Below are 25,047 nucleotides of genomic sequence, written 5' to 3'. Positions count from 1 at the left end.
GAGCCATGACGAACGACATGCCCTTCTGGCTCGAGCTCATCGTCTCCGCGCTGCTGATCGTCGGCGCCTTCTTCCTGATCGTGGGCTCGATCGGGCTCGCGAAGCTGCCCGACATGATGCGGCGCCTGCACGGGCCCACCAAGGCGACGACGCTCGGCATCGGCGCGATCCTCGTCGCCTCGATGATCCATGCGGGCGCGACGCGGGGCTACCTGTCCTATCACGAGCTGCTTATCACGCTCTTCCTGTTCCTCGCAGCCCCGATCACCGCCTACATGATCGCCAAGGCCCACATCCTGTGCGACCGCGCCACGGAGGCCGAGCTGACCCCCACCGGCACCGACGCGCCGTGGTCGACCCTGTCGTCGACCGAGGAGGAGGAGAAGGCGGCGGCGGAGGAGACGGCCGAGCGGGCGTGAGGCCGGCTCACCCCACCCCCACCCGCCGGATCTCCCACCTGAGCTCGACCCCGGACGTCTCGCGCACGCGGCGACGGACCTCCTCGCCGAGCGCCTCGATGTCGGCCGCGCTGGCGCCGCCGTGGTTGACGAGGAAGTTGCAGTGCAGCTCGGAGACCTGCGCCGCGCCCCGCGAGAGGCCGCGGCAGCCGGCGGCGTCGATGAGCTCCCAGGCCTTGGGCGAGCCGCCGGGCCCGCCGGGATTGGCGAAGGTCGAGCCGCCGGTGCGCGTGCTCACGGGCTGGGTCGTGGAGCGCTTCTCGGTGATCTCGTTCATCGCCGCGAGGATCGCCGCGGGCTCGCCTGGCCGGCCCTCGAAGGTCGCGTGCGTGAAGATCACGTCGTCCGGCACCGCGCAGTGCCGGTAGGAGAAGCCCATCTCCTCGTTCGTGAACGTGGCCGCCCTCCCCCGCCGGTCGAGGCCGCGGGCGGCGACGAGCACGTCCTTCACCTCGCCGCCGTAGGCTCCCGCGTTCATCGCCAGCGCGCCGCCGATGGCGCCGGGAATGCCGCGCAGGAAGGCGAGGCCGTCGACGCCCGCCTCCGCGGCGGCGCGCGCGACCTTCACGTCCGCCGCGCCGGCGCCGGCCTCGACGCGCAGGCCCTCGACCGCGATCTGCGCGAAGCCTTTTGCGAGGCGCACCAGCACGCCCGGCAGCCCGCCGTCGCGCACGAGGAGGTTCGATCCGAGCCCGACCACCGTGACCGGGATCTCGTCGGGGAGAGCGGCGAGGAGATGCGCGAGGTCCGCCTCGTCGGCGGGCGTGAACAGCGCCTGCACCGGCCCGCCGGCGCGAAACCAGGTGAGCGGCGCGCTCGGCGCGTTCGCCGCGAGCGTGCCGCGCAGCTCGGGCGCCGCCGCGCGGATCTCGCCCGTGATGTCCGGAAAGCTCACCGCGCCCCCTCGTCGAGGGCGGCGAGCCCCGCCGGCAGCGCCTGCGCCCATTGGGTGATGGTGCCCGCGCCGAGGCAGACGACGAAATCCTCGGGCTCGGCGAGGCCCGCGATCACCTCCGGCAGCTGCTCGGGTCCCTCGAGCGCGATCGCGCGACGGTGGCCCCGCGCCTTGAGGCCCGACACGAGCGCGTCGCGGTCAGCGCCCTCGATCGGCGCCTCGCCGGCGGCGTAGACCGGCGCGACGATCACGGCGTCGGCATCGTTGAAGCAGGTGCAGAAGGCGTCGAACAGCGCGTGCAGGCGCGTGTAGCGGTGGGGCTGGACGACCGCGACGACCTTGCCCTTTGTGGAGGCCCGCGCCGCCTGGAGCACGGCGGCGATCTCCACGGGGTGGTGCCCGTAATCGTCGAAGATGGCCGCGCCCTTCCATTCGCCCACGCGCGTGAAGCGGCGCTTCACCCCGCCGAACTTGGCGAGCGCCCGGCGGATCGTCTCGCCCGGCACGCCGAGCTCGTGGGCGACCGCGATGGCGGCGGTGGCGTTGAGCGCGTTGTGCAGGCCGGGCATCGGCATGACCACGTCGTCGATGACGCTGGCGGAATCGTTCTTGCGGTCGCGGATCAGCACGTTGAAGCGCCCCTGCCCGCCCGAGAGGTCGAGGTCGAGCAGGCGCACGTCGGCCTGCGGGTTCTGCCCGTAGGTGACGATGCGCCGGTCCTCGATCTTGCCGACGAGGTCCTGCACCGTGGGATGGTCCGTGCACATCACGGCGAAGCCGTAGAAGGGGATGTTCTCGATGAAGGAGCGGAACGCCTCCTTGATGGCGTCGAAGCTGCCGAAATGGTCGAGATGCTCCGGGTCGATGTTGGTGACGATGGCGTAATCCGCCGGCAGCTTCAGGAAGGTGCCGTCGCTCTCGTCCGCCTCCACCACCATCCAGTCGCCCTTGCCCATGCGGGCATTGGTGCCGTAGGCGTTGATGATGCCGCCGTTGATCACGGTGGGATCGAAGCCGCCGCCGTCGAGCAGCGTCGCGACGAGGGAGGTCGTCGTCGTCTTGCCGTGCGTGCCGGCGATGGCGACGCAGGTCTTGAGCCGCATCAGCTCGGCCAGCATCTCGGCCCGCCGCACGACGGGCAGGCGCGCCTCGCGCGCGGCCTTGAGCTCGGGATTGTCGCGCCGGATGGCGGTGGAGACGACGACGACCTCGGCATCGCCGAGATGCGCCGCGTCGTGCCCGACATGGACCGCGACGCCCTTCTCGCGCAGGCGCTGGACGTTGGCGTTCTCGCCCGCGTCCGATCCCTGGACCGTGTAGCCGAGATTGTGCATCACCTCGGCGATGCCGGACATGCCGATGCCGCCGATGCCGATGAAATGGATGGGTCCGAGCTTCGGAGGCAGCTTCATGGGATGTGTCTCGGTTCGTGTCGACGGGGCGGCGCGGCTCAGGCCGTCGCCTGACTGGCATAGCGCGCCGGATCGATCCCCGCCAATCCCAGGATCGCGGCGGCGAGGCGCTCGGCGGCGTCGACGGCCCCGGCGGCCTTGGCCTTCAGCGCCGCCTCGGTGAGGCGCTCGGGGTTCTCGAAGCGCGCGACGAGCTCGGCGCAGAGGCGCTCGGGGGTGAAGTCGGTTTGCGGCAGCATGAGGGCGGCGCCGACGTCGTGGAGCGTGCGGGCGTTGGCCGCCTGGTCCTGGTCGAGCGCGCCGGGCAGCGGCACCAGGATCGAGGGCCGGCCGATGGCGGCGAGCTCGGCCACCGTCGAGGCGCCGGAGCGGGCGACGACGAGATGCGCGTCCGCGATCCGTTGCGGCAGGTCGGCGAAGAAGGGCCGCACCTCCGCTTGCGCCTCGATCGCGCGGTAGGTGGAGAGGACGCGCGCCATGTCCTCCTCGCGGGCCTGCTGGGTGACGACGAGGCGCTCGAGGTATTCGGGCGGCAGCTTCGCCACGGCCTCGGGAACGACGTCCGACATCACCTTCGCGCCCTGGCTGCCGCCGAAGACGAGGAGGCGCAGCTTCGCGCCCTTGTGGGCCGCGGGATAGAGCGTCTTCGCCGCCTCGATCACCGCCTGGCGCACCGGGTTGCCGGTATGGACGATCGCCGCGCGCACGCCCCGCGGCAGGCCGCGCACCTCGGGAAAGCCGGTGGCGATCATGTCGACGCGCGACGCCAGGAAGCGGTTGGCACGCCCCACGACGCCGTTCTGCTCGTGGATCGCCCGCTTCGTGCCGAGGCTCCAGGCGGCGAAGAGCGGGGGGACGGTGGGATAGCCGCCGAAGCCGACGACGATCGCGGGCTCGAGCCGCTTGATCAGCGCGCGCGAGGCGAGGACGCCGCGCCAGAGCTGTCCCGCCGCCTCCACCATGCCGAGGACGGAGCGGCGCGAGGGCGTGGCGGAGGGCACGGAGACCACCTCCTCCGCCGGGAAGCGCTCGGCGAGCGCGCCGACGCGCTCGTCGGTGACGAGGACGACGCGCAGGCCGAGCCGCCGCAGCACGTGCGCGAGCGCCTCCGCCGGGAAGAGGTGCCCGCCGGTGCCTCCGGCCGAGATCAGGACGAGCGGCGCGCGTGCGTTCATGCCGGGCGCTCCGCGTAGCCCTCGTCCCAGCCGTTGCTCGGCAGATCGCGCGAGAAGCCGGAGGCGTGCGCGGCGCCAGCGGGACGTCGGCGGGTCAGCGCGATCAGGAAGCCCGTGGCGAGCGCCAGCGAGATCAGCGAGGAGCCGCCGTAGGAAATGAACGGCAGGGTCATGCCTTTGGCCGGGAGCAGATGCAGGTTCACCATCATGTTGATGGACGCCTGGAGCCCGAACATCAAGACGAGGCCCGCCACCGCCATGCGGCAGAAGGCGTCCTCCGAGCGCTGGGCGAGGACGAGGCCGCGCAGCACGATGAAGGCGTAGACGCATACGATGACGAGGCACACCGCGATGCCGAACTCCTCCGCCGTCACCGCGAAGATGAAGTCCGTGTGGGCGTCGGGCAGGATGCGCTTCACCGTCCCCTCGCCGGGCCCGCGGCCCAGCCAGCCGCCGGACGCGAAGCTCTGCAGCGCGGTCTCGACCTGGAAGCTCTCGGAGGCATCCCCCGACATGAAGCGCTCGATGCGCGCGCGCACGTGCGGCAGGAATTCGTAGGCCGCGAAGATGCCCACCGCCCCCGCCCCGCCGAGGCCCAGCACCCAGATCCAGTGCAGGCCGGCGATGAAGAACAGGCAGGCCCACACGATGGTCACGAGCATCGTCTGCCCGAAATCCGGCTGCAGGATCAGCGGCACGATCGTGAGCGGCAGGAGCAGGATGGCGATGGGCGTGCCCGGCATGTCGGAGCGCGCCTTCTCGGAGAAGGCCCAGGCGACGAGCACGACGAAGGCGGGCTTGAGGAACTCGGACGGCTGCACGCCGAGCGGGCCGAGATAGATCCAGCGATGCGCGCCCTTGATCTCGGGCCCGAACTCGAGCGCCAGGAGCACGAGGGCGAGCGAGCCGGCATAGACCGCGAGCGCCAAGCGCCGCACGAGCCGCGGGGAGAGGAAGGACACCCCCGCCATGACCAGGATCGCCGGCACAAGGAACACCGCCTGGCGATTGACGAAGTGGAACGTGTCGAGGCCGAGCCTCTGCGCCACCGGCGGGCCGCCCGCCATGAGCAGCACGACGCCCGACGTCATCAGCACGCCGAGCGCGGCGACGAGCGCCTTGTCGATCGTCCACCACCAGTCGCCGACGAGCGACCGTTCCGCGCGCGAGACCATGGTCGTGAGGCTCCCCGGGTCGAAAGTACCGCTCCACCACCGCCAGAGTGTGGTGAACGCCCGGTTAAGAGAGCCTTTCGAAATCTGCGGGAAGCGGTGGATCGCGGGCGTCGGCTCACCCGGTCCGCGGTGCGCACGATCAGGGATACAGGGCGTGGTTCGCGTCGAGCCAGATCACGAAGAACGTGTCGTCGATGATGATGCCGTGGACGCGCCCGTGCTCATTGCTGGTGAGCGAGAACTGCCAAGCCGGATAGGCTCGGTATTGCTCGTTCAGATGATCGAAGCCCTCCGGCCTCGCGGTGCGCGCCCAATCGATCACGTGATTGCGGACGGCCTTGTCGTACTGGTTCGTGAAGCGAACGACATCCCATGAAGAGAGGTCGCGCAAGCGCTCCATCAAGGTCCGCACGTATCCGTCCTGGAAGCTCCTGGGGCAGACGACCTCGTCGTCGCCGCTGAAAAGTGCGAAGGAGAACTTTATCTGCCGTACCGTGGCCTCGCGCTTGCGGATCGCGCCCGCGTCAGGCGCGGGCTTGCCCTTCCTGATCCTCCCCATCCATCAGGCTCCTGTAATATTCTTTCATAGTATTCTTGCTGATTTTCGCGCTCGACGTCTCGTGCAGAGGCATCCCCGCACGCGCCTCTCGCCACGGACGCTCCTCGTGGGTCATCTGCTCGAGCGCTACCGCGGATTCGGGGCCGAAGACGCGCAGGATCTCGTCGAGATGGCGAGCGAGATCCTCGTCCACACGAGGCATGTCGACGGGTGCCGTAATCGGCATCCACCGGAAATCCTTGAAACGGTGGTATTGCGACGGCAGCACGGGGCCGTGGACCCAGGCCTCGAAATCCTCCGAGAACAGCGGCTCGTCCGTCAGAGCGAGACGCCAGGCCTGGGCATAATAGAGAAGCTTCTGAAGCTTCAGGTTCGTCAAGAGCTCGCCCGCCTCGCGCGCGGAGACGAGGAGGAAGTCCGCGATGGTGGCGGGCTGCACCGTCTTCTCCACGATCTGCATGCGCTTCCCTCCGCTTCTGCGGCCGACGTCGACGCACTATATGGCACGTATCTCGACGCAATCACAGCCGGAAAGCGCACGAGCGACGATCGAGATGCGCTGTCCCTCACCCCGCTGGCGGCGCCAGCCCCGCCACCGCGAGCGCGTCGCGCTGGCGCTCGGCCAGGGCGTCGAGATCGAAGCGGGCGATCTCCTCCTCGAACAGGCGATGGTAGTTCAGCTCCGAGCGCAGATGCAGGTACACGGCGCCCAGCCCGATCGCCGCGCGATCCATGAACACGAACTCGCGCGGTACCGTCACGGGGCCCTTCTCCTTCAGCGCCTTGTGCACCTCGAACGCCTCGCGGCGGCCGTAGGCGCCCGGCGAGACGCCGTCGGCGATGGTGCGCGTGCGGTCCTCCAGCAGCGGGCCGTAGATGAAGCGCGCCCAGATGTTGAGGATGTCGATGAGCTCGGCGTTGAGGTTCTTGAAGCCCCAGGTCTCGTAGGCGTGGACCATGCGGGCGCGGTCGTTCTCCTGCAGCCCGCGATAGAGATCGACGACGCCGCCGACGAACTTCGGGTGGAAGATCCGCACGCAGCCGTAATCGAGCAGGTTGATGCCCTGCGGCTCTCCGTCCGCTTCCCAGACGGTGTAATTGCCCAGATGCGGATCGCCGTGGATCATCGCGCCCGACGAGAACGGGTGCCACCAGGCCTTGAACATGGCGATGGCGAGCCGGTTGCGGATCTCGACGTCGGCCTCCTTGTAGGACAGGATCTTGGTGCCCTCGAGCCATTCGAGCGAAAGGAGCCGCTTCGTCGAGAGGTCCTCGACGACGGTGGGCACCCGCACCTCCGGAACGGAGGCGAGGATGTGGCCGTAGATGCGCGCGTGCTTGGCCTCGCGCACGTAGTCGAGCTCCTCGCGGATGCGCTCGGCGATCTCCTTCTTGATCTCGCTCGTGTCGATCGCCGGATCCATGCGCCGGTGCAGCGCGAAGGCGAAGTCGAGCTGGCGCAGGTCCGCCTCCACGGCGGATTGCATGTCCGGGTACTGCAGCTTGCAGGCGATGGCGCGGCCGTCGAGCGTCGTGGCCTTGTGGACCTGGCCCAGCGAGGCTGCGGCGGCGGGCTTCAGGTCGAACTCGCCGAAACGCGTGCGCCAGCCGGCGCCGAGCTCGGCCTGCATGCGCCGCTTGACGAAGGCCGCGCCCATGGGGGGCGCCTCCGCCTGGAGCTTCTGCAGCTCGGCGGCATACTCCGGAGGCACGACGTCGGGGATGGTGGCGAGGAGCTGCGCCACCTTCATGATCGGGCCCTTGAGGCCACCCAGCGCCTGGGCCAGAGCGGCCGCGTTCTGGGCGTCCTCGCGGCCGAACATCCGCGCGCCCGCCATGCGCGCGGCGACGCCGCTCATGTTGGCGCCGACCCGCGCGTAGCGGGCAGCGCGGGCGGAGAAGCGATTGCCTTCGGCGTCGCGCGTGTCGTTGCTGTCGCTCATCGGGCGCTCGGTCGTCCTTCCCGTCACTCTCTTTCCGAGGATGTAAGGCGCCGGCGCCGCGGCGCCACCTCGCCCCGGGAGAGGTGGATGGCCGCAGGCCGCAGGCTCGCTCACCAGCGCAGGCTCGCTCGCGCCCCGAGGATCACTTAATCCCGAGGATCACTTGACCCCGAGGATCACTTGCGGCCCAGGAAGCCGTCCATCATCGCCTTGATCATGGCGAGCTGCGCGTCCTGCATCTCGCGCCCGGCGTCGATCATCTTGCGCATGGCGGCGAAGGCGTCCTCGGCGGCGGCCTGCGCGTCCTTCTCGGGCTCGGGCGCGGAGGGCTCGGGCTCCGGCGCCGGCTTGGGCGGTGCGCCCATCATCGTGGCGAACATCGCCTCCCACGGGTTGCCGGCGGCGTCCGACGAGGCGCGGGGCGTCTCGCGGCGCGACGGCTCCTTGGCGGCGGCGCTCTCGGCGGAGGGCGGGCCCATGCGGGCCATGCCGTCCATCAGCATGGCGGCGAGGATCGGCAGCATGCGCCCCGTCGCCTCCCCCGCGACGCCGGAGAGGGCGGCCGCCTGGTCTGCGACGCGCGCCGCGTGCTCGCGCGAGCCGAAGAGCGTCGCGGCGGCGTCCGAGCCGGTCTCGCGGGTGCGCGGGGCGAAGGCGGCGGCGGCGTCCTGCCAGGCGCCGGCGAAGGCGCCGCTCGCCATCATCCGCGCGAGCGCGTCCATCGCCTCCGGCCGCGCCGCCGAGCGCTGGAGCCCCATGGCGAAGGCGGGGACGAGGGCCGCCACCGCCTTCTGGGTCTCCTCCGTCGAGAGGCCGAGATTCGTCGCGAAATTGTCGAAGGCGGCGCCGCCCTGGGCGGCACGCATCAGGTCGAACAGGTTCGTCATCGCGGCACATGCACTCCGTCGCGCTCCGCCGCCATCCTGCGGCAAGGTGCGGGCGTTGGGAAGGAGCGCGCGGGCGAAACGCGAGGTCCGCGCCTCATTCCGCGGGGCTGAGCGCCGGATTCGACCGCGGCGGCGTCGCGGCGGGCGCCTTCTGCTTCCAGGGCGAGGCCTTGAACCAGCCGACCACGTAGGCCGTCGCGACGAGCACCGCGACGCCCGTGACGTTGGCGATCGCATAGGTCACCGGCTCCCGGCCGGCGAAGTCGAGATAGATCCCGAGCGCGCGCGAGAGCACGAGGCCGAGCGCGAAGACCGCGAGCGATTGCTGGCCCACCTTGGCGAGAACGCGCGCGACGCCGTTTCGCAAGAGGACGCCCCAGCGGTCCACGACCCACAGCGCGACGTAGGCGAGCGCCAGGAAGTGGACGAGCCGCAGGATGCCCAAGCGCGTCTTCGACAGGTAGGGCACGAGCGCCTCGCGCCCGGCGCCGACCCAGTCCACGGACTGGTAGATCGGCCAATGGGCGAAGGGCACGGTGACGACGACGACGGCGAGGCAGGCGGCGAGGAGCGCCGGGCTCGCGCGGGGCGGCGCCGGCAGGTCGCCGCGCATCCAGAAGAAGCCGAGGAAGAACAGGAGCTGCCAGCCGAAGGGGTTGAAGAACCAGGTCCGGTCCGACCACGGCTCCGCCGGCAGGTCGAGGAGCCGGGCCTGCGCGCAGGCCCACAGCACCACGAGCACGCCGAGCGCGAGCGGCACGCTCGCCCGCGCCAGCCCGACGACGAGGGGCATCATCGCCAGGATGACGAGGTACATCGGCAGGATGTCGAAATAGTTCGGCACGTAGGTGAGCGTCATCAGCCCCACGAGGTTGCGCGCCGTGTCCTCGAAGAAGGGGACGAGATTGAGCTGCTCGACATACGTCTCGTCGCCGAAGGGCATCGGACCCATGACGACGACGAGGGTGGCCAGCACCATGAAGATCGCCAGGTGCACCCAGTAGATCTGCCACACCCGCTGCGCCACCCGCGCCGTGCCGACGCCGAAGCCCTGCCTGTCGAACACGCGGCCGAAGGCGATGGCCGAGGCCATGCCGGACATGAACACGAACATCTCGGTGGCGTCCGAGAAGCCGTACCGGGCCGGGATCCAGTTCGACCACAGGTTCCAGGGGATATGGGAGATCATGATGATGATCATGCCCAGGCCCCGGAACACGTCGAGGCGCAGGTCGCGCGGGCGCGGTACCGTCGGGGGCGCTCCCGGCGGCGGGGCGTGGGTGTCTTTCATGGCATCCTCGTCCGGCGGCGGGCCTCGCGCGGGCGGTTCGTGTTCTATACGCGATCGCCGCCTCGTCGGGTCACGATCCTGCGAGGTGGCGCGCTCGCCTCACGCGCACGACGTGCTCCAGCGAAGGAAGGGCATGCACGCCGGCGCGAAATGCCCTAGTTACCTCCTCGACCCGCCGACGAGCGGGCGCCCCATTCACGGAGACGACGAACCATGACGATCAAGGTCGGCGACCGCCTGCCCGAGGTGACCTTCCGCGCCATGTCGGCGGACGGGCCCGTCCAGCGCACCTCGCAGGCGGTGTTCGAGGGCCGCAAGGTGGTCCTGATCGCCGTGCCCGGCGCCTATACGCCCACCTGCACGCTCAACCACGTGCCCGGCTACATCACCCATGCCGACGCCCTCAAGGCGAAGGGAGTGGACGCGATCGTGGTGACCTCGGTGAACGATCCCTTCGTCATGGGCGCGTGGGAGAAGTCGCTCGGCGCCGACGGCAAGCTCGAGTTCGTCGCGGACGGCAACGGCGACTTCGCCCGCGCCATCGGACTCGAGCTCGACGGCTCGGGCTTCGGGCTCGGCCTGCGCTCGAAGCGCTACTCGATGATCGTCGAGGACGGCGTCGTGAAGGCGCTCAACGTCGAGGACGCCCCCGGCAAGGCCGACGCCTCCGGCGCCGAGGCCATGCTCGGCCAGCTCTGAGGCCGGTCTCGCCCCCGCCCTGCCGGGGAGGAAAACGCTCGCGAAGCGAGCCATGGGTGGGGTCCGACGCCCGCGAGCGACGCACCCTGCCCTTCGGCGAAGCCGAACACGCCTTCGGCGTGCCCCATCCGTCACGCCGCTTCGCGGCGCGCCACCTTCCCCTACAGGGAAGGAGGAGAGGCGGCGGCGAGCTCGTGGGATCGCGGTCGCGCCGGCGGGTCGTCCTCGCCGAGCGCGTAGGCGATGAGGTTCGCCTCCGTCTCGGCCATGGCGGCGCGGGCCTCGAGCTTGCGGCGCATCTGGGCCGAGGTGCCGCGATAGCGCTGGGCCTTCTCGCGGGCGAGGCGCGCGCGGCGGCGGGCGGCCGAGAGGTCGGCCTGCGTGTACATGCCCTCGAACGCGCTCATCCCACGATCTCCGGGCCGAGCAGAGCGGCGACCGAACGCGCCGTGCGCCCGACGCGCCCCTGCGCGACATCGGCCGCCCTCCCGGCGCGATGCGCCGAGACGAGCCCGGCGAGACGCGTCTCGTCGGCGCTGGCGCGGCAGCACGAGGCCGGCAGCATGGAGAGCGCCCGCCCGCTCTCGGCCTCGAGCGCACGCACCAGCCCCGCCAGCGCGCCGACGAGGAGGCTCGCCTCTTCGGCCGGCAGCGTCGCTTCCGCCTCCGCGAAGGCCGCCTCGATGCAATCCGTCTCCCCCGTCGCCCGCGCGGCCGCCACGTAGCGGGCGACAGCGAGAGCCAGGCGCGCCGGCGCGTCCGCACAGATCTCGCCGACGAGGCGGGCCTCGGCGCGGGCGCGCGGGCAGGGCGCGTCGCAGGCGATCTCGGCCGCGTCCGCGGCGCCGGCCGGCAGGAGATCCGCGCGGCGGGCCGGCACGGGGCCGTCGCCGCGGGCGAGCGCGGGGTCGAAACGAAGGGTCATCGGGTCTCTCCAACCGCCGGGTTCAAGGCCCGGGCTCGGACTGTTCTCCCTGCGCACTTTGCCGGATGCGACCCGGGGGTCAAGAAAAAACATCATTGAAATCAATAGCTTGGAATTAGAACAGCTCAAAGCTGGACTATTGGCCCGCTCGTTCGGGTTGACACGGGCGCGCGGCCCGGCTCGTCTTCGGGGCAACGAGAGCGGGAGGAACGAGCGTGAGCGTCGAGATCGTCATCAGCGTCGTCGCGCAGGATCGGCCGGGGCTGGTGAAGCGCCTCTCCGCCATCGTCGCGGCGCAGGGCGGCAACTGGATCGATTCGTCGATGGCGCGGCTCGGCGGCTCCTTCGCCGGCATCGTGCGCGTGGCCCTGCCGGAGGAGGCGCTGCCCGCGCTCGAGCAGGCCCTCGCCGATCTCGCCGAGGAGGGGATCACCGCGCTCGCCCGCCGCTCGGCGGAGCAGCCCGCCCCGCAGGGACAGGCGGCCGTGCTCGAGCTCACCTGCGCGGATCATCCCGGCATCGTGCGCGACATCGCCGATCGGCTCGCCGCGCGCCACGTGAGCATCGACGAGCTGGAGACGGAGGTGTTCGTCGGCTCCATGTCGGGGGACGCGCTGTTCTCGGCCAAGGCCCGCATCGTGCTGCCCGACGGCGTCAGCGCGAGCGCGCTGCGCGACGACCTCGAGGCCATCGGTCTCGACATCATGGCCGAGATCGTGCTGCGCGAAGCGGAATAGGCGCGAACGCCAGAGCTCCTCGTGCGTTGTTCCAGCACGCTGGAGGAGATCATGGGCGACGAGCGCAAAGAGGGGAGCACGCCTCCCGAGAAGCACCCCCGCGAGGAAGCCGGAGAGCGCACCACGCAGCGCCGCGAGGACGCGCGTCCCGAGCGCGAGCCGCCGCCTCCCGCCGGCCCGCACGATCGGCCCGACCTCGTCAATCCGGATGCGACGCCGGGCACCGGTGCGCTGCCGGGGCGCAGCCGCCGCGGGATAGACACCGATCCCGGCGGCGGCTGAGCGGAAAAGGTTCCCGTGCACGGGCGAAAATGCCCGTTTCGCGACGCCACTCGACGGCGCGCGTTTTCACGCTAAGTGGCCGGCTTTATCGACGTGCGTCTCCTGCGCTATAGCCTGGGCAGGGGTCGGCGCCCCTGCGGGAGACCTCAGTGAGTACCGACGACAGAAATCCCCTGCCCGAAGGGCCGCCCTCGAAGATCTCGCGCAGCGGCTCGTCCATCGGGGAAGGCGTTCAGGATCGCCACTCCGACATCTTCTTCGCCGCCGTCGAGAAGACGCGCATGCCGATGATCGTCACGGATCCGCGCCAGCGGGACAACCCGATCGTCTTCTGCAATCGCGCCTTCTCGCACATGACCGGCTACGCGATGGAGGAGATCGTCGGGCGCAATTGTCGCTTCCTGCAGGGCCCCGAGACCGATCCCGAGACCATCGACGAGGTGCGCCGCGCGGTGGCCGAGCAGCGCGACGTCGCCGTCGAGATCCTCAACTACCGCAAGAACGGCTCGGCCTTCTGGAACGCGCTCTTCGTCTCGCCGGTCTACAACGAGGTCGGCGAGATCGTGTATTTCTTCGGCTCGCAGCTCGACGTCTCGCGCCGACGCGACGCGGAGGACGCGCTGCGCCAGTCGCAGAAGATGGAGGCGCTGGGCCAGCTCACGGGCGGCATCGCGCACGACTTCAACAACCTGCTCCAGGTCGTGAGCGGCTACACCGAGATCCTGGAGGGCCAGCTCGCCCTCCTGCCGGACGCGCCGGCCAAGATGGCGCGCGCGATCGCGCAGATAAAGGTCGCCTCCGACCGCGCCACCACGCTGACGCAGCAGCTCCTCGCCTTCGCGCGCAAGCAGCGGCTCGAGGGGCGCGTGGTGAGCCTCAACGAGCTCGTCGAGACGCTCTCCGAGATGGCGACGCGCACGCTCGGCGACGCGATCACGGTGGAGAAGAAGCTCGCGCCCGATCTGTGGAACGCGCGTCTCGACGCGGTCCAGGCGGAGGTCGCGCTCCTCAACATCCTCATCAACGCCCGTGACGCCATGCCCGAGGGCGGGCGCGTCATCATCGAGACGCGGAACCGCGAAATCGCGCCGGGCGACGAGGCCGCCTTCGGCAACATCCCCGGCGGGCGCTACGCCGCGATCGCCATCACCGATACCGGAAGCGGCATGGCGCCGGAGGTGGCGATGCGGGTGATGGACCCGTTCTTCACCACCAAGGAGGAGGGCAAGGGCACGGGGCTGGGCCTCTCCATGGTCTACGGCTTCATGCGCCAGTCCGGCGGGGCGGCGCGGATCTATTCCGAGGTCGGCCAGGGCACGACGGTGCGGCTCTACTTCCCCGCCGCGGCGGACGAGGACACGATCGACGCCGCGCGCCCGCGCGGGATGACGGGCGTGCGCATGCGCGACCAGGACGGCGGCTCGGAGACGATCCTCGTCGTCGACGACCGCATCGAGGTCGCCGATCTCGCCGAGAGCATCCTCTCCGATTTCGGCTACACGATCCTGCGCGCCGCGAACGCCCGCGAGGCGCTCGACGTCCTCGACGGCACGCGGGGCGTGGACCTGCTGTTCTCTGACCTGATCATGCCCGGCGGCATGAACGGCGTCATGCTCGCCCGCGAGGCGCGCCGGCGCCGCCCGAAGCTGCGCATCCTGCTCACCACGGGCTATGCCGAGGCCTCTCTCGAGCGCCGGGACGCCGGCGGCGCGGAGTTCGACGTGCTCGACAAGCCCTATCGCCGGTCCGAGCTCGTGCGCATGGTGCGACGGGTCCTCGACGGACCGACGGGAGTGGGCTAGAGCCCTCTCGATCCATGCGCCACGCGTCCTCGGGACCCGCCTCGGCTCTCGCGCGTTGACGCTACGGCCACGTTCGTAACGGAGCAGACACGTCCATGCCCACCATCCTCCTCGTCGACGACGACGCCCTCACCGCCATGGGCTCCGCCGACCTGATCGAGGATCTCGGACACGTCGTCCTCACCGCGCATTCGGGTCGCGAGGCGCTCGCGATCGTCGCCGAGCGCGCGGATCTCGACCTCGTCGTCACGGATCAGTCAATGCCCGGCATGACGGGCGTCGAGCTCGCCCGCGAGCTCGCGACCGAGCGGCCCGGCCTGCCGGTGATCCTCGCCACCGGCTACGGCGCGGCGCCGGACGGCGAGACGCTGCCGACCCTGCCCAAGCCCTACGATCAGGCGCAGCTCTCGGCCGCCATCGACCGCGCGCTGGGGCGCTGACGCGAGCGGGCGGCGAACCGGCGCGGGGCCTCGTGCCTCGACCCTCCCGACGCGCTCCGTGCAGCGCCGCCTGAGCGGCTCCGCCGGCTTTCTCGTGGAACCTCGATCGGCCTTCGCGCCTTGGCCTTCGGCATGAATGTCGAGGAGGATGCCATGGCGGAGCGCGAGGTCGACCGGAAACAGGGCCCCGAGAGACCCGAACGCCGCACGATCCTCAGGGGCCTCGCCCTGGCCCCGGCCGCAGCGGCGGCTCCCGTGCTGGGCGGCGCGCAGGAGGCGCAGGCGCTCACCGCCCCCATGGACCGCCGCGCCCCGCGCTATCGCGAGACCGAGCACGTCCTGACCTTCTACCGCACGAACGCGCGCTGAGGAGGCCGGCCATGCTGATGCGCAAGCGCGACCGCCGCGACGCCCGCTCCGGTGCCCTCGCCGCCCGCGGCGGAGCCGTCCCCCTCGCACCCGCCGAGCGCCGCGCCCTCGACCGGCGTGATTTCCTGAAGGCCTCGGGCGTCTCCGCCGCCGGCATCGGCGCCCTCGCCGCCCTGCCCCGCGAAGGCCTGATCCGCCGCGCCAGCGCCGCGACCGAGATCCCGTCCGGCCCGCCCATCGAGATCCGCAAGTCCATCTGCACTCATTGCTCGGTCGGCTGCACCGTGCGCGCCGAGGTGCAGAACGGCGTCTGGGTCGGCCAGGAGCCCGCCTTCGAGAGCCCGATCAACCTGGGCACCCACTGCGCCAAGGGCGCCTCCGTCCGCGAGATCGCCCATGGCGACCGGCGCATCAAGTACCCGATCAAGCGTATCGGCGGCGAATGGGTGCGCGTCTCCTGGGAGCAGGCGATCGACGAGATCGGCGACACGCTGCTCGCCATCCGCGAGGAGAGCGGGCCGGATTCGGTGTTCTGGCTCGGCTCCGCCAAGTTCTCCAACGAGAACGCCTATCTCTACCGTAAGCTCGCCGCCTTCTGGGGCACGAACTCCGTCGATCACCAGGCCCGCATCTGCCATTCCACCACCGTCGCCGGCGTCGCCAACACGGTGGGCTACGGGGCGATGACGAACTCCTTCAACGACATCACGAATTCCAAGTGCATCATGATCATGGGCGGCAACCCGGCCGAGGCCCATCCGATCTCGATGCAGCACGTGCTGCTCGGCAAGGAGCGCAACCACGCGCGCCTCATCGTCGTCGATCCGCGCTTCACCCGCACCGCCGCCCACGCCACGGACTACGTCCGCCTGCGCCCGGGGACCGACATCCCGGTCATCTGGGGCATGCTCTGGCACATCTTCGAGAACGGCTGGGAGGACGCGGAATACATCCGCACCCGCGTCTTCGGCATGGACGAGGTGCGCGCCGAGGTCGCCCGCTGGACGCCAGACGAGGTCGAGCGCGTCTCCGGCGTACCCGGCGAGCACCTGCGCCACATCGCCTGGCTGATGAGCCACGAGAAGCCCTCCACGCTGATCTGGTGCATGGGCGCGACGCAGAAGACGGTGGGCACCGCCAACGTGCGCGCCTACACGATCCTGCAGCTGGCGCTCGGCAACATCGGCGTCGCGGGCGGGGGCGCGAACATCTTCCGCGGCCATTCGAACGTCCAGGGTGCGACCGATCTCGGCTTGGACGTGACGACGCTGCCCGCCTATTACGGCCTGCAGGAGAGCTCCTGGCGCCACTGGGCCCGCGTCTGGGACGTCGATTACGACTGGATGGTCTCGCGCTTCGCCACGAAGGAGCTGATGGAGACCAAGGGCATCCCGACGACCCGCTGGTTCGACGCGGTGAACTACCCCGCCGAGGACGTCGCCCAGCCCGGCAAGATCCGCGGGATGATGGTCTTCGGCCACGGCGGCAACACCGTCGTGCGCATGCCGGAAGCCGTCGAGGGCATGAACAACCTCGACCTCCTCGTGGTCTGCGACCCGCATCCCACCACCTTCGCGGCGCTCGGCGACCGGCGCGAGAACACCTGGCTGCTGCCCGCGGCGACGCAATTCGAGATCCGCGGCACGCGCACGGCCTCGAACCGCTCGCTGCAATGGGCCGACGAGGTGCTCCCGCCGATCTTCGAATCGAAGGGCGACCACGAGACCATGTATCTCCTGGCGCGGAAGCTCGGCTTCGCCGACGAGATGTTCAAGCGCATCGCCATCGAGGAGGGCGGCATCCCCTCCATCGAGGACATCCTGCGCGAGATCAACCGCGGCACCTGGTCGATTGGCTACACCGGCCAATCGCCGGAGCGGCTCAAGCTCCACATGGAGTACCAGCATCTGTTCGACCCGGAGACGCTGCGGGCCTCGGAGGGTCCCGTCGCCGGCGACTATTACGGCCTGCCCTGGCCCTGCTGGGGCACGCCGGAGGAGGGCCATCCCGGCACGCCGATCCTCTACAACCTGAACCTCCCCGTGGCCGAGGGCGGCGGCGGCTTCCGGGCGCGCTTCGGCGTCGAGCGCGAAGGCGTGCCGCTGCTCGCCGAGGGCGTCTCGACGCCGGGCTCGGACCTGCAGGACGGCTATCCCGAGTTCACGATGGCGGTGCTCGACCGCCTCGGCTGGGCCGGCGAGCTCACCGACACCGAGCGCGCGGTCATCGACCGCATCGGCGGCGACAAGGTCGAGGACGTCTCCTGGACGACGGATCTGTCGGGCGGCATCCAGCGCGTCGCCATCGCCCACGGCTGCTCGCCCTACGGCAATTCCAAGGCCCGCGCGCTCGCCTGGAACCTGCCCGATCCGGTGCCCATGCACCACGAGCCCATCTACACGCCCCGGCCGGACCTCCTCGCGGACTATCCCACGCTCCCCGACCGCGTCGATTTCCGCCTGCCGACGATCAACCTGACCGTCCAGATGCGGGCGGCCGAGCTCGGTATCGCGAGCGAGTTCCCCTTCATCCTCACCTCCGGCCGGCTCGTCGAGTACGAGGGCGGCGGCGAGGAGACGCGCTCGAACAAGTGGCTCTCCGAGCTCCAGCAGGAGGCCTTCATCGAGATCAACCCGGCCGACGCCGCGCGGCTGGGGATCGAGAACCGGCGCATGGTCTGGATGCACGGCCCGGAGAATTCCGCACGCATCCTCGCGCGCGCCATGGTGACGGAGCGCGTCGCCGAGGGCGTGCTGTTCATGCCGTTCCATTTCGGCGGCTTCTGGATGGGCGCGGACCTGCGCGGACGCTACCCGGCGGGCACGGACCCCATCGTGCTCGGCGAGAGCGTCAACACCGTCACCACCTACGGCTACGACCCCGTCACCGCGATGCAGGAGACGAAGGTCACGCTCGCCCGCATCGTCCCGGCCTGAGGAGGCGCGCCCATGGCCCGCATGAAGTTCATCTGCGACGCCGAGCGCTGCATCGAGTGCAATGCCTGCGTCACCATCTGCAAGAACGAGCACGAGGTGCCCTGGGGCATGACCCGCCGGCGCGTCGTGACCTTGAACGACGGGCGTCCGGGCGAGGTCTCGGTCTCCATGGCCTGCATGCATTGCACGGACGCGCCCTGCGCGAGCGTGTGCCCGGTGGACTGCTTCCTGCAGACGGCGGACGGCATCGTCCTGCACTCGAAGGACGTGTGCATCGGCTGCGGCTATTGCTTCTACGCCTGCCCCTTCGGCGCGCCGCAATATCCCAAGACCACCGCCTTCGGCGCGCGCGGCAAGATGGACAAGTGCACCTATTGCGCCGGCGGACCGGAGGGAGACAACACGCCCGACAGCTTCGTCGTCTACGGCAGGAACCGGCTCGCGGAGGGCAAGCTGCCGATCTGCGCGGAGGTCTGCTCGACGAAGTCGTTGCTCGCCGGCGACGGCGCCATCATCGCCGAGATCTATCGCGAGCGCGTGCTGCGTCGCGGCTACGGCTCCGCCGCCTGGGGCTGGGCCACCGCCTACCAGGACAGCCCGACCGTCCTCTCGCAGGGCAGCTCGCACTGGCCGCCGGCCATGGCGACGGAGAGCATGCGCACGCCGGGAGAGACGCTATGAGAACGCCCTCCCCCCTCGCTGGGGCGCTACGCATCATCGCGATGGCGATGGGGCTCCTCCTCCTCGCGCCGCTCTCCGCGCTGGCGCAGCAAGGCGACGAGGCGCAGCCCGAAGCTTTCCCGCAGGAGCGCGGCGTCTACCTCGTCCCGGACCGCGCGCCCTCCGGCGATCTCGACACGCTCTTCCGCGAGCTGAGCGATCGCGAGATGCCCGACGAGCGGCTCGAGGGCTTCACCTCCTACCAGAACCCGGCGCTCGGCTTCGTCACCGCCGCGGACAACCGGATCTGGCGCGACTTCCGGACCTACTGGTCGAAATGGATCCACGCGATCCTCATCGTGCTCGCGGTGGCGGCCGTGCTCGGCCTCTATCTCTGGCGCGGCTCGCAGGGCTACGAGCGCGACGCGCGCGGGCGGCGCGTGGCGCGCTTTCGCTTCCTCGACCGGGTGGTGCACTGGACGACGGCGATCTCCTTCGTGCTCCTCGCGCTGACGGGCCTGACGCTCGTCTTCGGGCGCCAGCTGATCCAGTCCTGGGCGGGCGACGCGGTCTTCGGCGCGCTGGCGCAGGGGAGCCTCCTCGTCCACAACCAGATCGGCTTCGCCTTCCTTCTCGGCATTCTCGCGATGGCGGGGCTGTGGGTGCAGGACAACCTGTTCTCGCGCGTCGATCGCGAGTGGCTGCGCCAGGCCGGCGGCATCCCCTCGGGACGCCACGTTCCGGCGGAGAAGTTCAATGCCGGCCAGAAGCTGATCTTCTGGATCGCGGTCCTCGGCGGCCTCGCCATGGGCGTCTCGGGCATCCTCCTGATGCTGCCGATCTCGACGATCGGCGTCGGCTGGATGCACCTGCTCCACGGCGGCCACACGATCGTGGCCGCGCTCCTCATCGCCACCATCATCGGCCACGCCTATCTCGGCTCGGTGGGCGTCAGCGGCTCCTTCGACGCCATGTGGAAGGGCGACGTCGACCGCGAATGGGCGCGCACGCATCATCCGCTCTGGATCGAGCGGCTCGAGCGCGAGGGAGATGCGGCCGCCGACGAGCGCCCGCGGCCCGAGCCGGCGGAATAGGAGAGCCTGCGATGAAGTCCTTCCTCGTCTCCTGCGGCGTCGTCCTCGCGATCGGGCTCGTGTCCTACGGCGTCTTCGGCGGGCTCCTCTCGCAGAGCGCCGCGGAGGCCTATTCCGTCGACCGCGCCGTGCGCATCCAGGTCGACGCCTGGCCCGCCCCCGACGGCGAACTCAGCCACCTGCGCGAACCCACCGGCGGCATCGAATCCGGCCGCTCCCCCGCGGGTGACGTAGAGTGAGGGCCTGGTCCCTCACCGCTCCCCCAGCCGCCGCCGCTCACGCTCGCTCGCTTCGTCGCGCGTCTCGTCGATCAGGTCCTGGAGCTCGTCCGTGCTCTCGCCGGGGAGCTCGTTGGGCGGGGTGCGGCCGAGCGGGGTGATGCCGGGCGGGAAACTGTCGACGACCTCGTCCGAATCGATCCAGTCCGGCTCGTCGGGCGTGATCCAGGGGATCTTCGCCTCCCAGTCCGCGGGATCGCGCGCGCCGCGATCCTGGGCCGCCGCGAGGCCGGTCGTGAGGAGGAGCGCGGCGAGCGCGCAGGGGACGATGGTCGAGCGCATCGCGCGCCACTCCTGTGCCGTGGCCTCCGGGCCGGAGGCTCGTGCGCGAGGAACCGGTGGACGCCCCCGCGGTTCCCCGCAGCCTCCTCACGACAGCTTGGAGCGGTCCCGGATGTAGTCGTCGCTGGTGCGCGGCTTGGGGCGCGGCGCGTCGTGGGGATCGAAGCTCTCGTTCACCACCGCCTGGACGCGACAATCCTCGCACATCTGCAGGACGCGAAGGCGCCGCTCGCCCTCCTCGCCGGAGAACATCCAGTGGCGCCCGCCGAGCTTCTCCATGACGCGCCCGATCGTGGCCTTGGTTCCGAAGGCCTTGCCGCATTCGACACAAGCGAACGGCTCCTCCTCCTTGATCACGCGCTTGGGCGCGTCCCAGGCGGCGAAGTCGAGGCGGGGCTCGAGCGTGATGACGGCCTCCGGGCAGGTCGCGGCGCACAGGCCGCATTGCACGCACAGGCTCTCGGTGAAGCGCAGCATCGGGCGCTCGGAATTGTCCGAGAGCGCGTCCGCGGGGCAGGCGGAGACGCACGAGAGGCACAAAGTGCAGCCCCCGACGTCGACGACGATCCCGCCGAAGGGGGCGCCCGCGGCGAGGGGCACCACCGGCACGGGAGCGGGCGCGACGCGGTGGAGCTCACGGAAAGCGATCTCGAGCAGCTGGCGCTTCTTGGGCTGGGCGAGGAAGGAGGCCGGCACCGCCGCGCCCGTCCCCGCGCGCGCCCGTGCGGCGGCGCGGGTCGACGCCCCGAGCACGTCTGGGTCGTCGGTCTCGATCACGGCGACAGGCGCCTCGCCGAAGCCGAGCGCGGTGAGGATCGCGTTCACCGTGTCGACCGTGCGGGCGAGCCCGTCGAGCGGGTGCTTGGGCCGGGCGCGGGCGAGGAACAGCGCGCCCGCGGCGCCGTAGGCGAAGAGCGCGGCGAGCGTCTCCGGGCCGATCTGGGTGATCTCGTTGACGCCGACCGGGATCACCGTCGCCGGCAGCCCCTCGCCGAACCGCGCGAGCGCGTCGATCAGCGGCTCGCCGTGCTCGACGTCGTGGAAGAGCACCACCGCGTCGCGTCCGCCCGCGTCGCGATAGGCGCGCATCATGACGCGAAGCCGCGCCACGAGATCCCCGGCGCCGGGCAGCGCGTAGGACGCGGCCCCCGTCGGGCAGGCGGCGGCGCATTGGCCGCAACCGGCGCAGATCGCCGGATCGATGGCGACGTGATCGCCCGCGGGCGTGATCGCGCCGGTGGGGCACAGGTCGAGGCAGCGCGTGCAGCCGACGATCTTCGAGCGCGAATGGGCGCACAGGCCGGCGTCGTAATTGACGTAGCGCGGCTTGTCGAAGGTGCCGACGAGGTTCGCCGCCTCGAACAGGAGGCGCTCCACGGCCACGGGATCGCGCGGGTCGGCGCGCAGGTAGCCCGGACGCAGGTCGTGCGCCGGAAAGAGCGGCTCGCGGCCGGTGAGGTCGATCACGACGTCGCAGGCCGAGGTCGCCCCGTCGCGGGCGACGCCGAAGACGAGGGCCGCCCGCGAGGCCGGCGAGGGCGCGGCGTACTCGTCGATCGTCAGCTCGAAGGCGCCGAGATGGCCGCTCGCATTGCGCACGCGGCCCTTCAGGACGGGGAAATCCGCCTTGCGCGGCGGCATGATCGCACCCGGGCGCTCGAGCAGCACCGTCACGTCGAGATGGTCCGCGAGCCGGCGCGCCGCCTCGATCGCCACCTCGTCGCGGCCGAGCACGAGAGCGACGCCCTCGCTCTCCAGCGTCACGATGGCGGCGTCCGTCACGGGCACGCTCGCCATGGCGAGGAGCGCCGCCGTCTTCGGCCCGGCGGCGGCGGCGTCCGTCGACCAGCCGCCGGTCTCGCGAATGTTGGCGAGGGCGTAGCGCGCGCGCGTCCCGGTCCCCTCCCCCGCCGCCTCGGCGGCGTCGGCGAAGGCCGCCTCCTCCTGCGTGCAGCCGACGATCACGGGGACGCCCTCGGCGAAGGCGGCCTCGAGGCGCGCGATCTCGGCGCGGCAGAGCTGCGTCGCCGTCTCCAGCCGCCCGCCGCAGCCTTTCGAGAGAGCCTCGACGTCGAGCGGCATGGTGCGCTCGCAGGAGCAGGCGAAGACGATGCGATCGGGCTGTGACATGACGCGGCGGACCTTCGGGAGCGATCTGCGATGCTCTTGCCGTAAAACGGTTTATATTGGAATAGACCCAAGGAAAGGCGCTGGATAGCCGCCCCGATGAGGAAACGCCGCGTGCCTCCGTCCCACATGGTCGCAGCCGTCGCCGAGCTCGACCTGCCCCCGCTCTTCACCCCCGTGCGCCTGCGCGAATCGGGCGACGCCTTCGCCCATGCCTGCCGCATCGCGGCGGAGGCGGGCGCGGGCACCTTCGTCCATGTCGGGCGCTACGATCTCGTGGAATTCGCCGTCGTGCTGGAGCCCGAGGAGCCCCTCGCCTCGGCCCGCCGCGCATTCTTCGCCGGCATGGCGGCATTGGCCGACGCCATCGCGGCGCATTGCCCGCCGGAGAAGGCGGTGGAGTTCGTCTGGCCCGACACGATTCTCTACGACGGCGCGCTCATCGGCGGCGGCCGGCTCGGCTGGCCGGAGGATTGCGCCGAGGAGGAGGAGCCCGCTTGGCTCGTCTTCGGCGCCCAGCTCATCGCCGCGCGGCTGAGCATCGACGAGGCCGGGTTGGCGCCCGATTCGACCTCCCTCGAGGAGGAGGGCTTCGCAGATCCCCACGCGCTGATGGGGAGCTTCGCGCGTCATCTCATGCTCCACGTCGACGCATGGACGAACCGCGGCTTCAAGAAGGTCGCCGACCCCTACCTCGCCCGGCTGCGCAAGGAGAAGGCGGGCGAGCGGCGCGGCATCGACGGCAACGGCGACCTCCTCGTCCATCGCCACGGCGTCACCGGCGCAGAGCGCCGCGCGCTGCTGCCCGGCCTCGCCGCCTGCGCCTGGTACGACGAGGCCCACAAGGGGCCCAAGCTCGATTACAAGCTCGGAGCGCGCCCATGACGGCGCCCGCGAAGCTTCCGCGCACCATCCGCCTCGACCCGTCCGACACGTTCGTTTTCGCCCATGCCGCGGAGCCGGGGCGATGGGCGGTGACGGGATCGTTCCTCTTCCTCGACGCCGACCCCGAGACGATGACCGCCAAGGAGCGCGCCGCCTTCCGCGCGGGCTTCGCCGACGTCGAGGCGCTGGGCTTCTCGACGCTCGTCGTCGTCACGCCGGTCACGCGCGAGGAGTACGACGCGGCCGTCCAGGCGCTGGCGCGGCAGATCGCCGTGCGCTTCTCGGCGCCGACGATGGACCACGCCCGCGCCGCGGCGGCCGAGGAGGTCGCCTACGCCGCGTCCCTGTGCGAGGAGCATGGCGAGGGCACGCTGATCGCGCTCCACCGGACGATCCGCGACGGGCGGCTCGTCGAGCAGTTCCGCACGCTGCGCCATCGCGAGCCCGGCATGCCGGGCGCCGATCGCCTGCACAGCCATTCCAAGGCCTTCCTCGTCGTCGAGAGCGAGGGCGAGGACGAGATCGAGGAGCACGTCGACCTCCTCGGCATGATGAACGCGCGCGAACCGAAGGGCACGGGGGAATGAAGGAGTTCTGGGTCTCGAGCGGCCATCACCTCACGCGACGCACGCCCGAGGGCGCGCTCGCGGTGACCGACGAATTGCTGCTGGCCTATCTCGCCCGTCCCGAGATCCTCCCCCCGGAGGAGGCCTGCGACGCCGAGCGCGCGCTCCACGCGGCCCTCACGGGCGCGCCGCGCCGGCCGGTCTCCCCGGGCGAGATCGCGGCCCTGGCCGATCCGGACGCGCGGGAGAACTGGGAGTTCTTCGTCTCCTTCCGCGACCGGCTCGTCGCCGCGGGTACGGTGGAGGCCGCCTATGCGGGCATCGTGCGCGACGGCGCCGTCGTGCCCCCGCTCTTCCTGTCGCAGATGGTGCATCTCGTCCTGCGCAACGCGCTGGACGGCTGCGCCGATCCCTACACGCTGCGCGCGGCAGAGCTGTTCTTCCGCCCGCAGAAGGTCTCGACCTACGAGGGCGCGACGCTGCTCGCGGACCTCGAGCTGATCGAGGAGTTCGAAGGCAGGAACGCCGCCTCGGGACCGGTGTCCCCTCTCGTGGGCATGCTCGGCAAGTCCGCGGCCGACGAGCTCGACGTCCTCGACGACGGCAACGCCTGGACCTACTGGAGCCGGTCGGACGCGCACACGATGGCGCTCCCGCTCGGCTCGGCGCCGAAGGCCCGCGACGGTCTCGCCCGCGCGATCGAGGCCTTCGTCTCCCACATGCACGGCGTCTCCTGCACGGTGACGCCGATGGAGCGCATCGAGGACGAGGCCTGGCGCTGGTTCGTGGGCCTCGACGCGGACGCCACCGCCATCGGCAACCGCCTCTGGCGCGGCGAGCCGGTGGGGTACGACGACCAATCGCGCGTCCTGTGCCTCCTGCGTCTCGACCTCGCCAAGGACGCGCCCGTCGAGCCTCGGGTGAGGAACGCGCCGATCTGGCTCATCCTGGCGATGAGCCCGGAGAAGGTGGTGCGCATGAAGCCGCAGAACCTGGTGACGGGCCTGCCGCTCGCGAGGAGGACGTGAGCGCGATGGCGTCGAATTCCGCTCCCCTCTCCTTCCCTGTAGGGGAAGGTGGCGCGCCGCGAAGCGGCGTGACGGATGGGGCACGCCGTCAGGCGTGTTCCGCGAAGCGGAAACCTCGGTGCCCGACGTCACGCGTCGGCTT

Annotated in this window: 26 protein-coding genes and 1 pseudogene; 14 read left to right on the top strand and 13 right to left on the bottom strand. The window is 70.9% G+C overall.

Going from position 1 to position 25,047, the window contains the following annotated elements:
• Window positions 1–5 precede the first annotated feature (5 nt).
• Complete coding sequence (locus IEX89_RS17890; protein WP_373290607.1) at window positions 6–419, top strand: Na+/H+ antiporter subunit G; 414 nt, start codon at window positions 6–8, stop codon at window positions 417–419.
• Window positions 420–426: 7 nt separating this feature from the next.
• Here the strand turns inward: IEX89_RS17890 and murB are convergent, their stop codons facing one another.
• The 9 genes from murB to IEX89_RS17845 form a co-directional block, all read right to left on the bottom strand.
• Window positions 427–1,353 carry a UDP-N-acetylmuramate dehydrogenase gene (murB, locus tag IEX89_RS17885; protein ID WP_188914618.1) on the bottom strand — a complete coding sequence of 309 codons (927 nt, stop codon included), beginning with the start codon at window positions 1,351–1,353 and terminating at the stop codon, window positions 427–429.
• Entirely contained in the window at window positions 1,350–2,765 is a 1,416-nt protein-coding gene (gene murC / locus IEX89_RS17880; protein ID WP_188914617.1) for a UDP-N-acetylmuramate--L-alanine ligase, read from the bottom strand. Before murC ends, murB begins: the two co-directional genes overlap by 4 nt.
• 38 nt (window positions 2,766–2,803) lie before the next feature.
• On the bottom strand, window positions 2,804–3,940 hold the full coding sequence (gene murG, locus IEX89_RS17875; protein WP_188914616.1) for an undecaprenyldiphospho-muramoylpentapeptide beta-N-acetylglucosaminyltransferase: 1,137 nt from the start codon (window positions 3,938–3,940) through the stop codon (window positions 2,804–2,806).
• Window positions 3,937–5,115: an FtsW/RodA/SpoVE family cell cycle protein gene (locus tag IEX89_RS17870; protein ID WP_188914615.1), complete on the bottom strand. Its 1,179-nt coding sequence runs from the start codon at window positions 5,113–5,115 to the stop codon at window positions 3,937–3,939. Before IEX89_RS17870 ends, murG begins: the two co-directional genes overlap by 4 nt.
• Before the next feature lie 139 nt (window positions 5,116–5,254).
• Window positions 5,255–5,674, bottom strand: a complete 420-nt coding sequence (locus IEX89_RS17865; RefSeq protein ID WP_188914614.1) for a hypothetical protein — start codon at window positions 5,672–5,674, stop codon at window positions 5,255–5,257.
• On the bottom strand, window positions 5,640–6,134 hold the full coding sequence (locus IEX89_RS17860) for a Panacea domain-containing protein (RefSeq protein ID WP_188914613.1): 495 nt from the start codon (window positions 6,132–6,134) through the stop codon (window positions 5,640–5,642). The genes IEX89_RS17865 and IEX89_RS17860 overlap by 35 nt, the downstream gene beginning before the upstream one ends.
• A gap of 106 nt (window positions 6,135–6,240) precedes the next feature.
• Entirely contained in the window at window positions 6,241–7,617 is a 1,377-nt protein-coding gene (locus IEX89_RS17855; protein ID WP_188914612.1) for an ABC1 kinase family protein, read from the bottom strand.
• A 176-nt stretch (window positions 7,618–7,793) separates the two neighbouring features.
• Complete coding sequence (locus IEX89_RS17850; protein ID WP_188914611.1) at window positions 7,794–8,504, bottom strand: DUF937 domain-containing protein; 711 nt, start codon at window positions 8,502–8,504, stop codon at window positions 7,794–7,796.
• Window positions 8,505–8,598: 94 nt separating this feature from the next.
• The gene (locus IEX89_RS17845; RefSeq protein ID WP_188914610.1) at window positions 8,599–9,795 is read right to left on the bottom strand and encodes an OpgC family protein; all 1,197 of its coding nucleotides are present in this window, start codon (window positions 9,793–9,795) and stop codon (window positions 8,599–8,601) included.
• Between the two features lie 213 nt (window positions 9,796–10,008).
• On the opposite strand from IEX89_RS17845, the gene IEX89_RS17840 reads away from it, so the two are divergent.
• Window positions 10,009–10,494 (top strand): peroxiredoxin, encoded by a 486-nt coding sequence (locus tag IEX89_RS17840; RefSeq protein WP_188914609.1) that lies wholly within the window; start codon window positions 10,009–10,011, stop codon window positions 10,492–10,494.
• 161 nt (window positions 10,495–10,655) lie between these two features.
• Here IEX89_RS17840 and IEX89_RS17835 read toward each other — a convergent pair whose 3' ends face one another.
• Both IEX89_RS17835 and IEX89_RS17830 read right to left on the bottom strand, forming a co-directional pair.
• Window positions 10,656–10,901, bottom strand: a complete 246-nt coding sequence (locus IEX89_RS17835) for a hypothetical protein (RefSeq protein WP_188914608.1) — start codon at window positions 10,899–10,901, stop codon at window positions 10,656–10,658.
• Window positions 10,898–11,419: a hypothetical protein gene (locus IEX89_RS17830; RefSeq protein WP_188914607.1), complete on the bottom strand. Its 522-nt coding sequence runs from the start codon at window positions 11,417–11,419 to the stop codon at window positions 10,898–10,900. The genes IEX89_RS17835 and IEX89_RS17830 overlap by 4 nt, the downstream gene beginning before the upstream one ends.
• A 215-nt stretch (window positions 11,420–11,634) precedes the next feature.
• Between IEX89_RS17830 and IEX89_RS17825 the strand changes: the two genes are divergently transcribed.
• The 9 genes and pseudogenes from IEX89_RS17825 (at window position 11,635) to IEX89_RS17785 (ending at window position 19,978) form a co-directional block, all read left to right on the top strand.
• Window positions 11,635–12,156 carry a glycine cleavage system transcriptional repressor gene (locus IEX89_RS17825; protein WP_188914606.1) on the top strand — a complete coding sequence of 174 codons (522 nt, stop codon included), beginning with the start codon at window positions 11,635–11,637 and terminating at the stop codon, window positions 12,154–12,156.
• A gap of 21 nt (window positions 12,157–12,177) precedes the next feature.
• Window positions 12,178–12,438, top strand: coding sequence for a hypothetical protein (locus tag IEX89_RS17820; RefSeq protein WP_188914605.1), 261 nt, complete (start codon window positions 12,178–12,180; stop codon window positions 12,436–12,438).
• 149 nt (window positions 12,439–12,587) lie between these two features.
• The gene (locus IEX89_RS17815) at window positions 12,588–14,240 is read left to right on the top strand and encodes a histidine kinase famiy protein (protein ID WP_373290606.1); all 1,653 of its coding nucleotides are present in this window, start codon (window positions 12,588–12,590) and stop codon (window positions 14,238–14,240) included.
• A 95-nt stretch (window positions 14,241–14,335) separates the two neighbouring features.
• A complete protein-coding gene (locus IEX89_RS17810) occupies window positions 14,336–14,680 on the top strand; it encodes a response regulator (protein ID WP_188914604.1) in 345 nt (114 codons plus the stop codon).
• Window positions 14,681–14,833: 153 nt separating this feature from the next.
• Window positions 14,834–15,049 carry a hypothetical protein gene (locus IEX89_RS17805; RefSeq protein ID WP_188914603.1) on the top strand — a complete coding sequence of 72 codons (216 nt, stop codon included), beginning with the start codon at window positions 14,834–14,836 and terminating at the stop codon, window positions 15,047–15,049.
• Between the two features lie 11 nt (window positions 15,050–15,060).
• Entirely contained in the window at window positions 15,061–17,985 is a 2,925-nt protein-coding gene (locus tag IEX89_RS17800; protein ID WP_188914602.1) for a formate dehydrogenase subunit alpha, read from the top strand.
• A gap of 12 nt (window positions 17,986–17,997) precedes the next feature.
• Window positions 17,998–18,588, top strand: a pseudogene (gene fdh3B, locus IEX89_RS17795) (formate dehydrogenase FDH3 subunit beta); the annotation flags it as partial.
• A 74-nt stretch (window positions 18,589–18,662) separates the two neighbouring features.
• Window positions 18,663–19,739, top strand: coding sequence for a formate dehydrogenase subunit gamma (locus tag IEX89_RS17790; protein ID WP_188914600.1), 1,077 nt, complete (start codon window positions 18,663–18,665; stop codon window positions 19,737–19,739).
• Window positions 19,740–19,750: 11 nt separating this feature from the next.
• The gene (locus IEX89_RS17785) at window positions 19,751–19,978 is read left to right on the top strand and encodes a hypothetical protein (protein ID WP_188914599.1); all 228 of its coding nucleotides are present in this window, start codon (window positions 19,751–19,753) and stop codon (window positions 19,976–19,978) included.
• A 12-nt stretch (window positions 19,979–19,990) separates the two neighbouring features.
• Here the strand turns inward: IEX89_RS17785 and IEX89_RS17780 are convergent, their stop codons facing one another.
• Window positions 19,991–20,299, bottom strand: a complete 309-nt coding sequence (locus IEX89_RS17780) for a hypothetical protein (RefSeq protein WP_188914598.1) — start codon at window positions 20,297–20,299, stop codon at window positions 19,991–19,993.
• An 87-nt stretch (window positions 20,300–20,386) separates the two neighbouring features.
• A complete protein-coding gene (locus IEX89_RS17775) occupies window positions 20,387–22,429 on the bottom strand; it encodes a 4Fe-4S dicluster domain-containing protein (RefSeq protein ID WP_373290605.1) in 2,043 nt (680 codons plus the stop codon).
• 111 nt (window positions 22,430–22,540) lie between these two features.
• On the opposite strand from IEX89_RS17775, the gene IEX89_RS17770 reads away from it, so the two are divergent.
• The 3 genes from IEX89_RS17770 to IEX89_RS17760 are packed head-to-tail and all read left to right on the top strand — an operon-like array spanning window position 22,541 to window position 24,905.
• On the top strand, window positions 22,541–23,311 hold the full coding sequence (locus tag IEX89_RS17770; RefSeq protein WP_244645559.1) for a biotin/lipoate--protein ligase family protein: 771 nt from the start codon (window positions 22,541–22,543) through the stop codon (window positions 23,309–23,311).
• Window positions 23,308–23,898 carry a DUF6505 family protein gene (locus IEX89_RS17765; protein ID WP_188914596.1) on the top strand — a complete coding sequence of 197 codons (591 nt, stop codon included), beginning with the start codon at window positions 23,308–23,310 and terminating at the stop codon, window positions 23,896–23,898. Before IEX89_RS17770 ends, IEX89_RS17765 begins: the two co-directional genes overlap by 4 nt.
• The gene (locus tag IEX89_RS17760; protein ID WP_188914595.1) at window positions 23,895–24,905 is read left to right on the top strand and encodes a DUF6352 family protein; all 1,011 of its coding nucleotides are present in this window, start codon (window positions 23,895–23,897) and stop codon (window positions 24,903–24,905) included. The genes IEX89_RS17765 and IEX89_RS17760 overlap by 4 nt, the downstream gene beginning before the upstream one ends.
• The last annotated feature ends 142 nt before the right edge of the window (window positions 24,906–25,047 follow it).

The organism is Salinarimonas ramus, from assembly GCF_014645695.1.
GTDB lineage: Bacteria > Pseudomonadota > Alphaproteobacteria > Rhizobiales > Beijerinckiaceae > Salinarimonas > Salinarimonas ramus.
The sequence above is the reverse complement of the archived record's forward strand: the minus strand, read 5'-3'. Positions and strand labels throughout refer to the sequence as shown.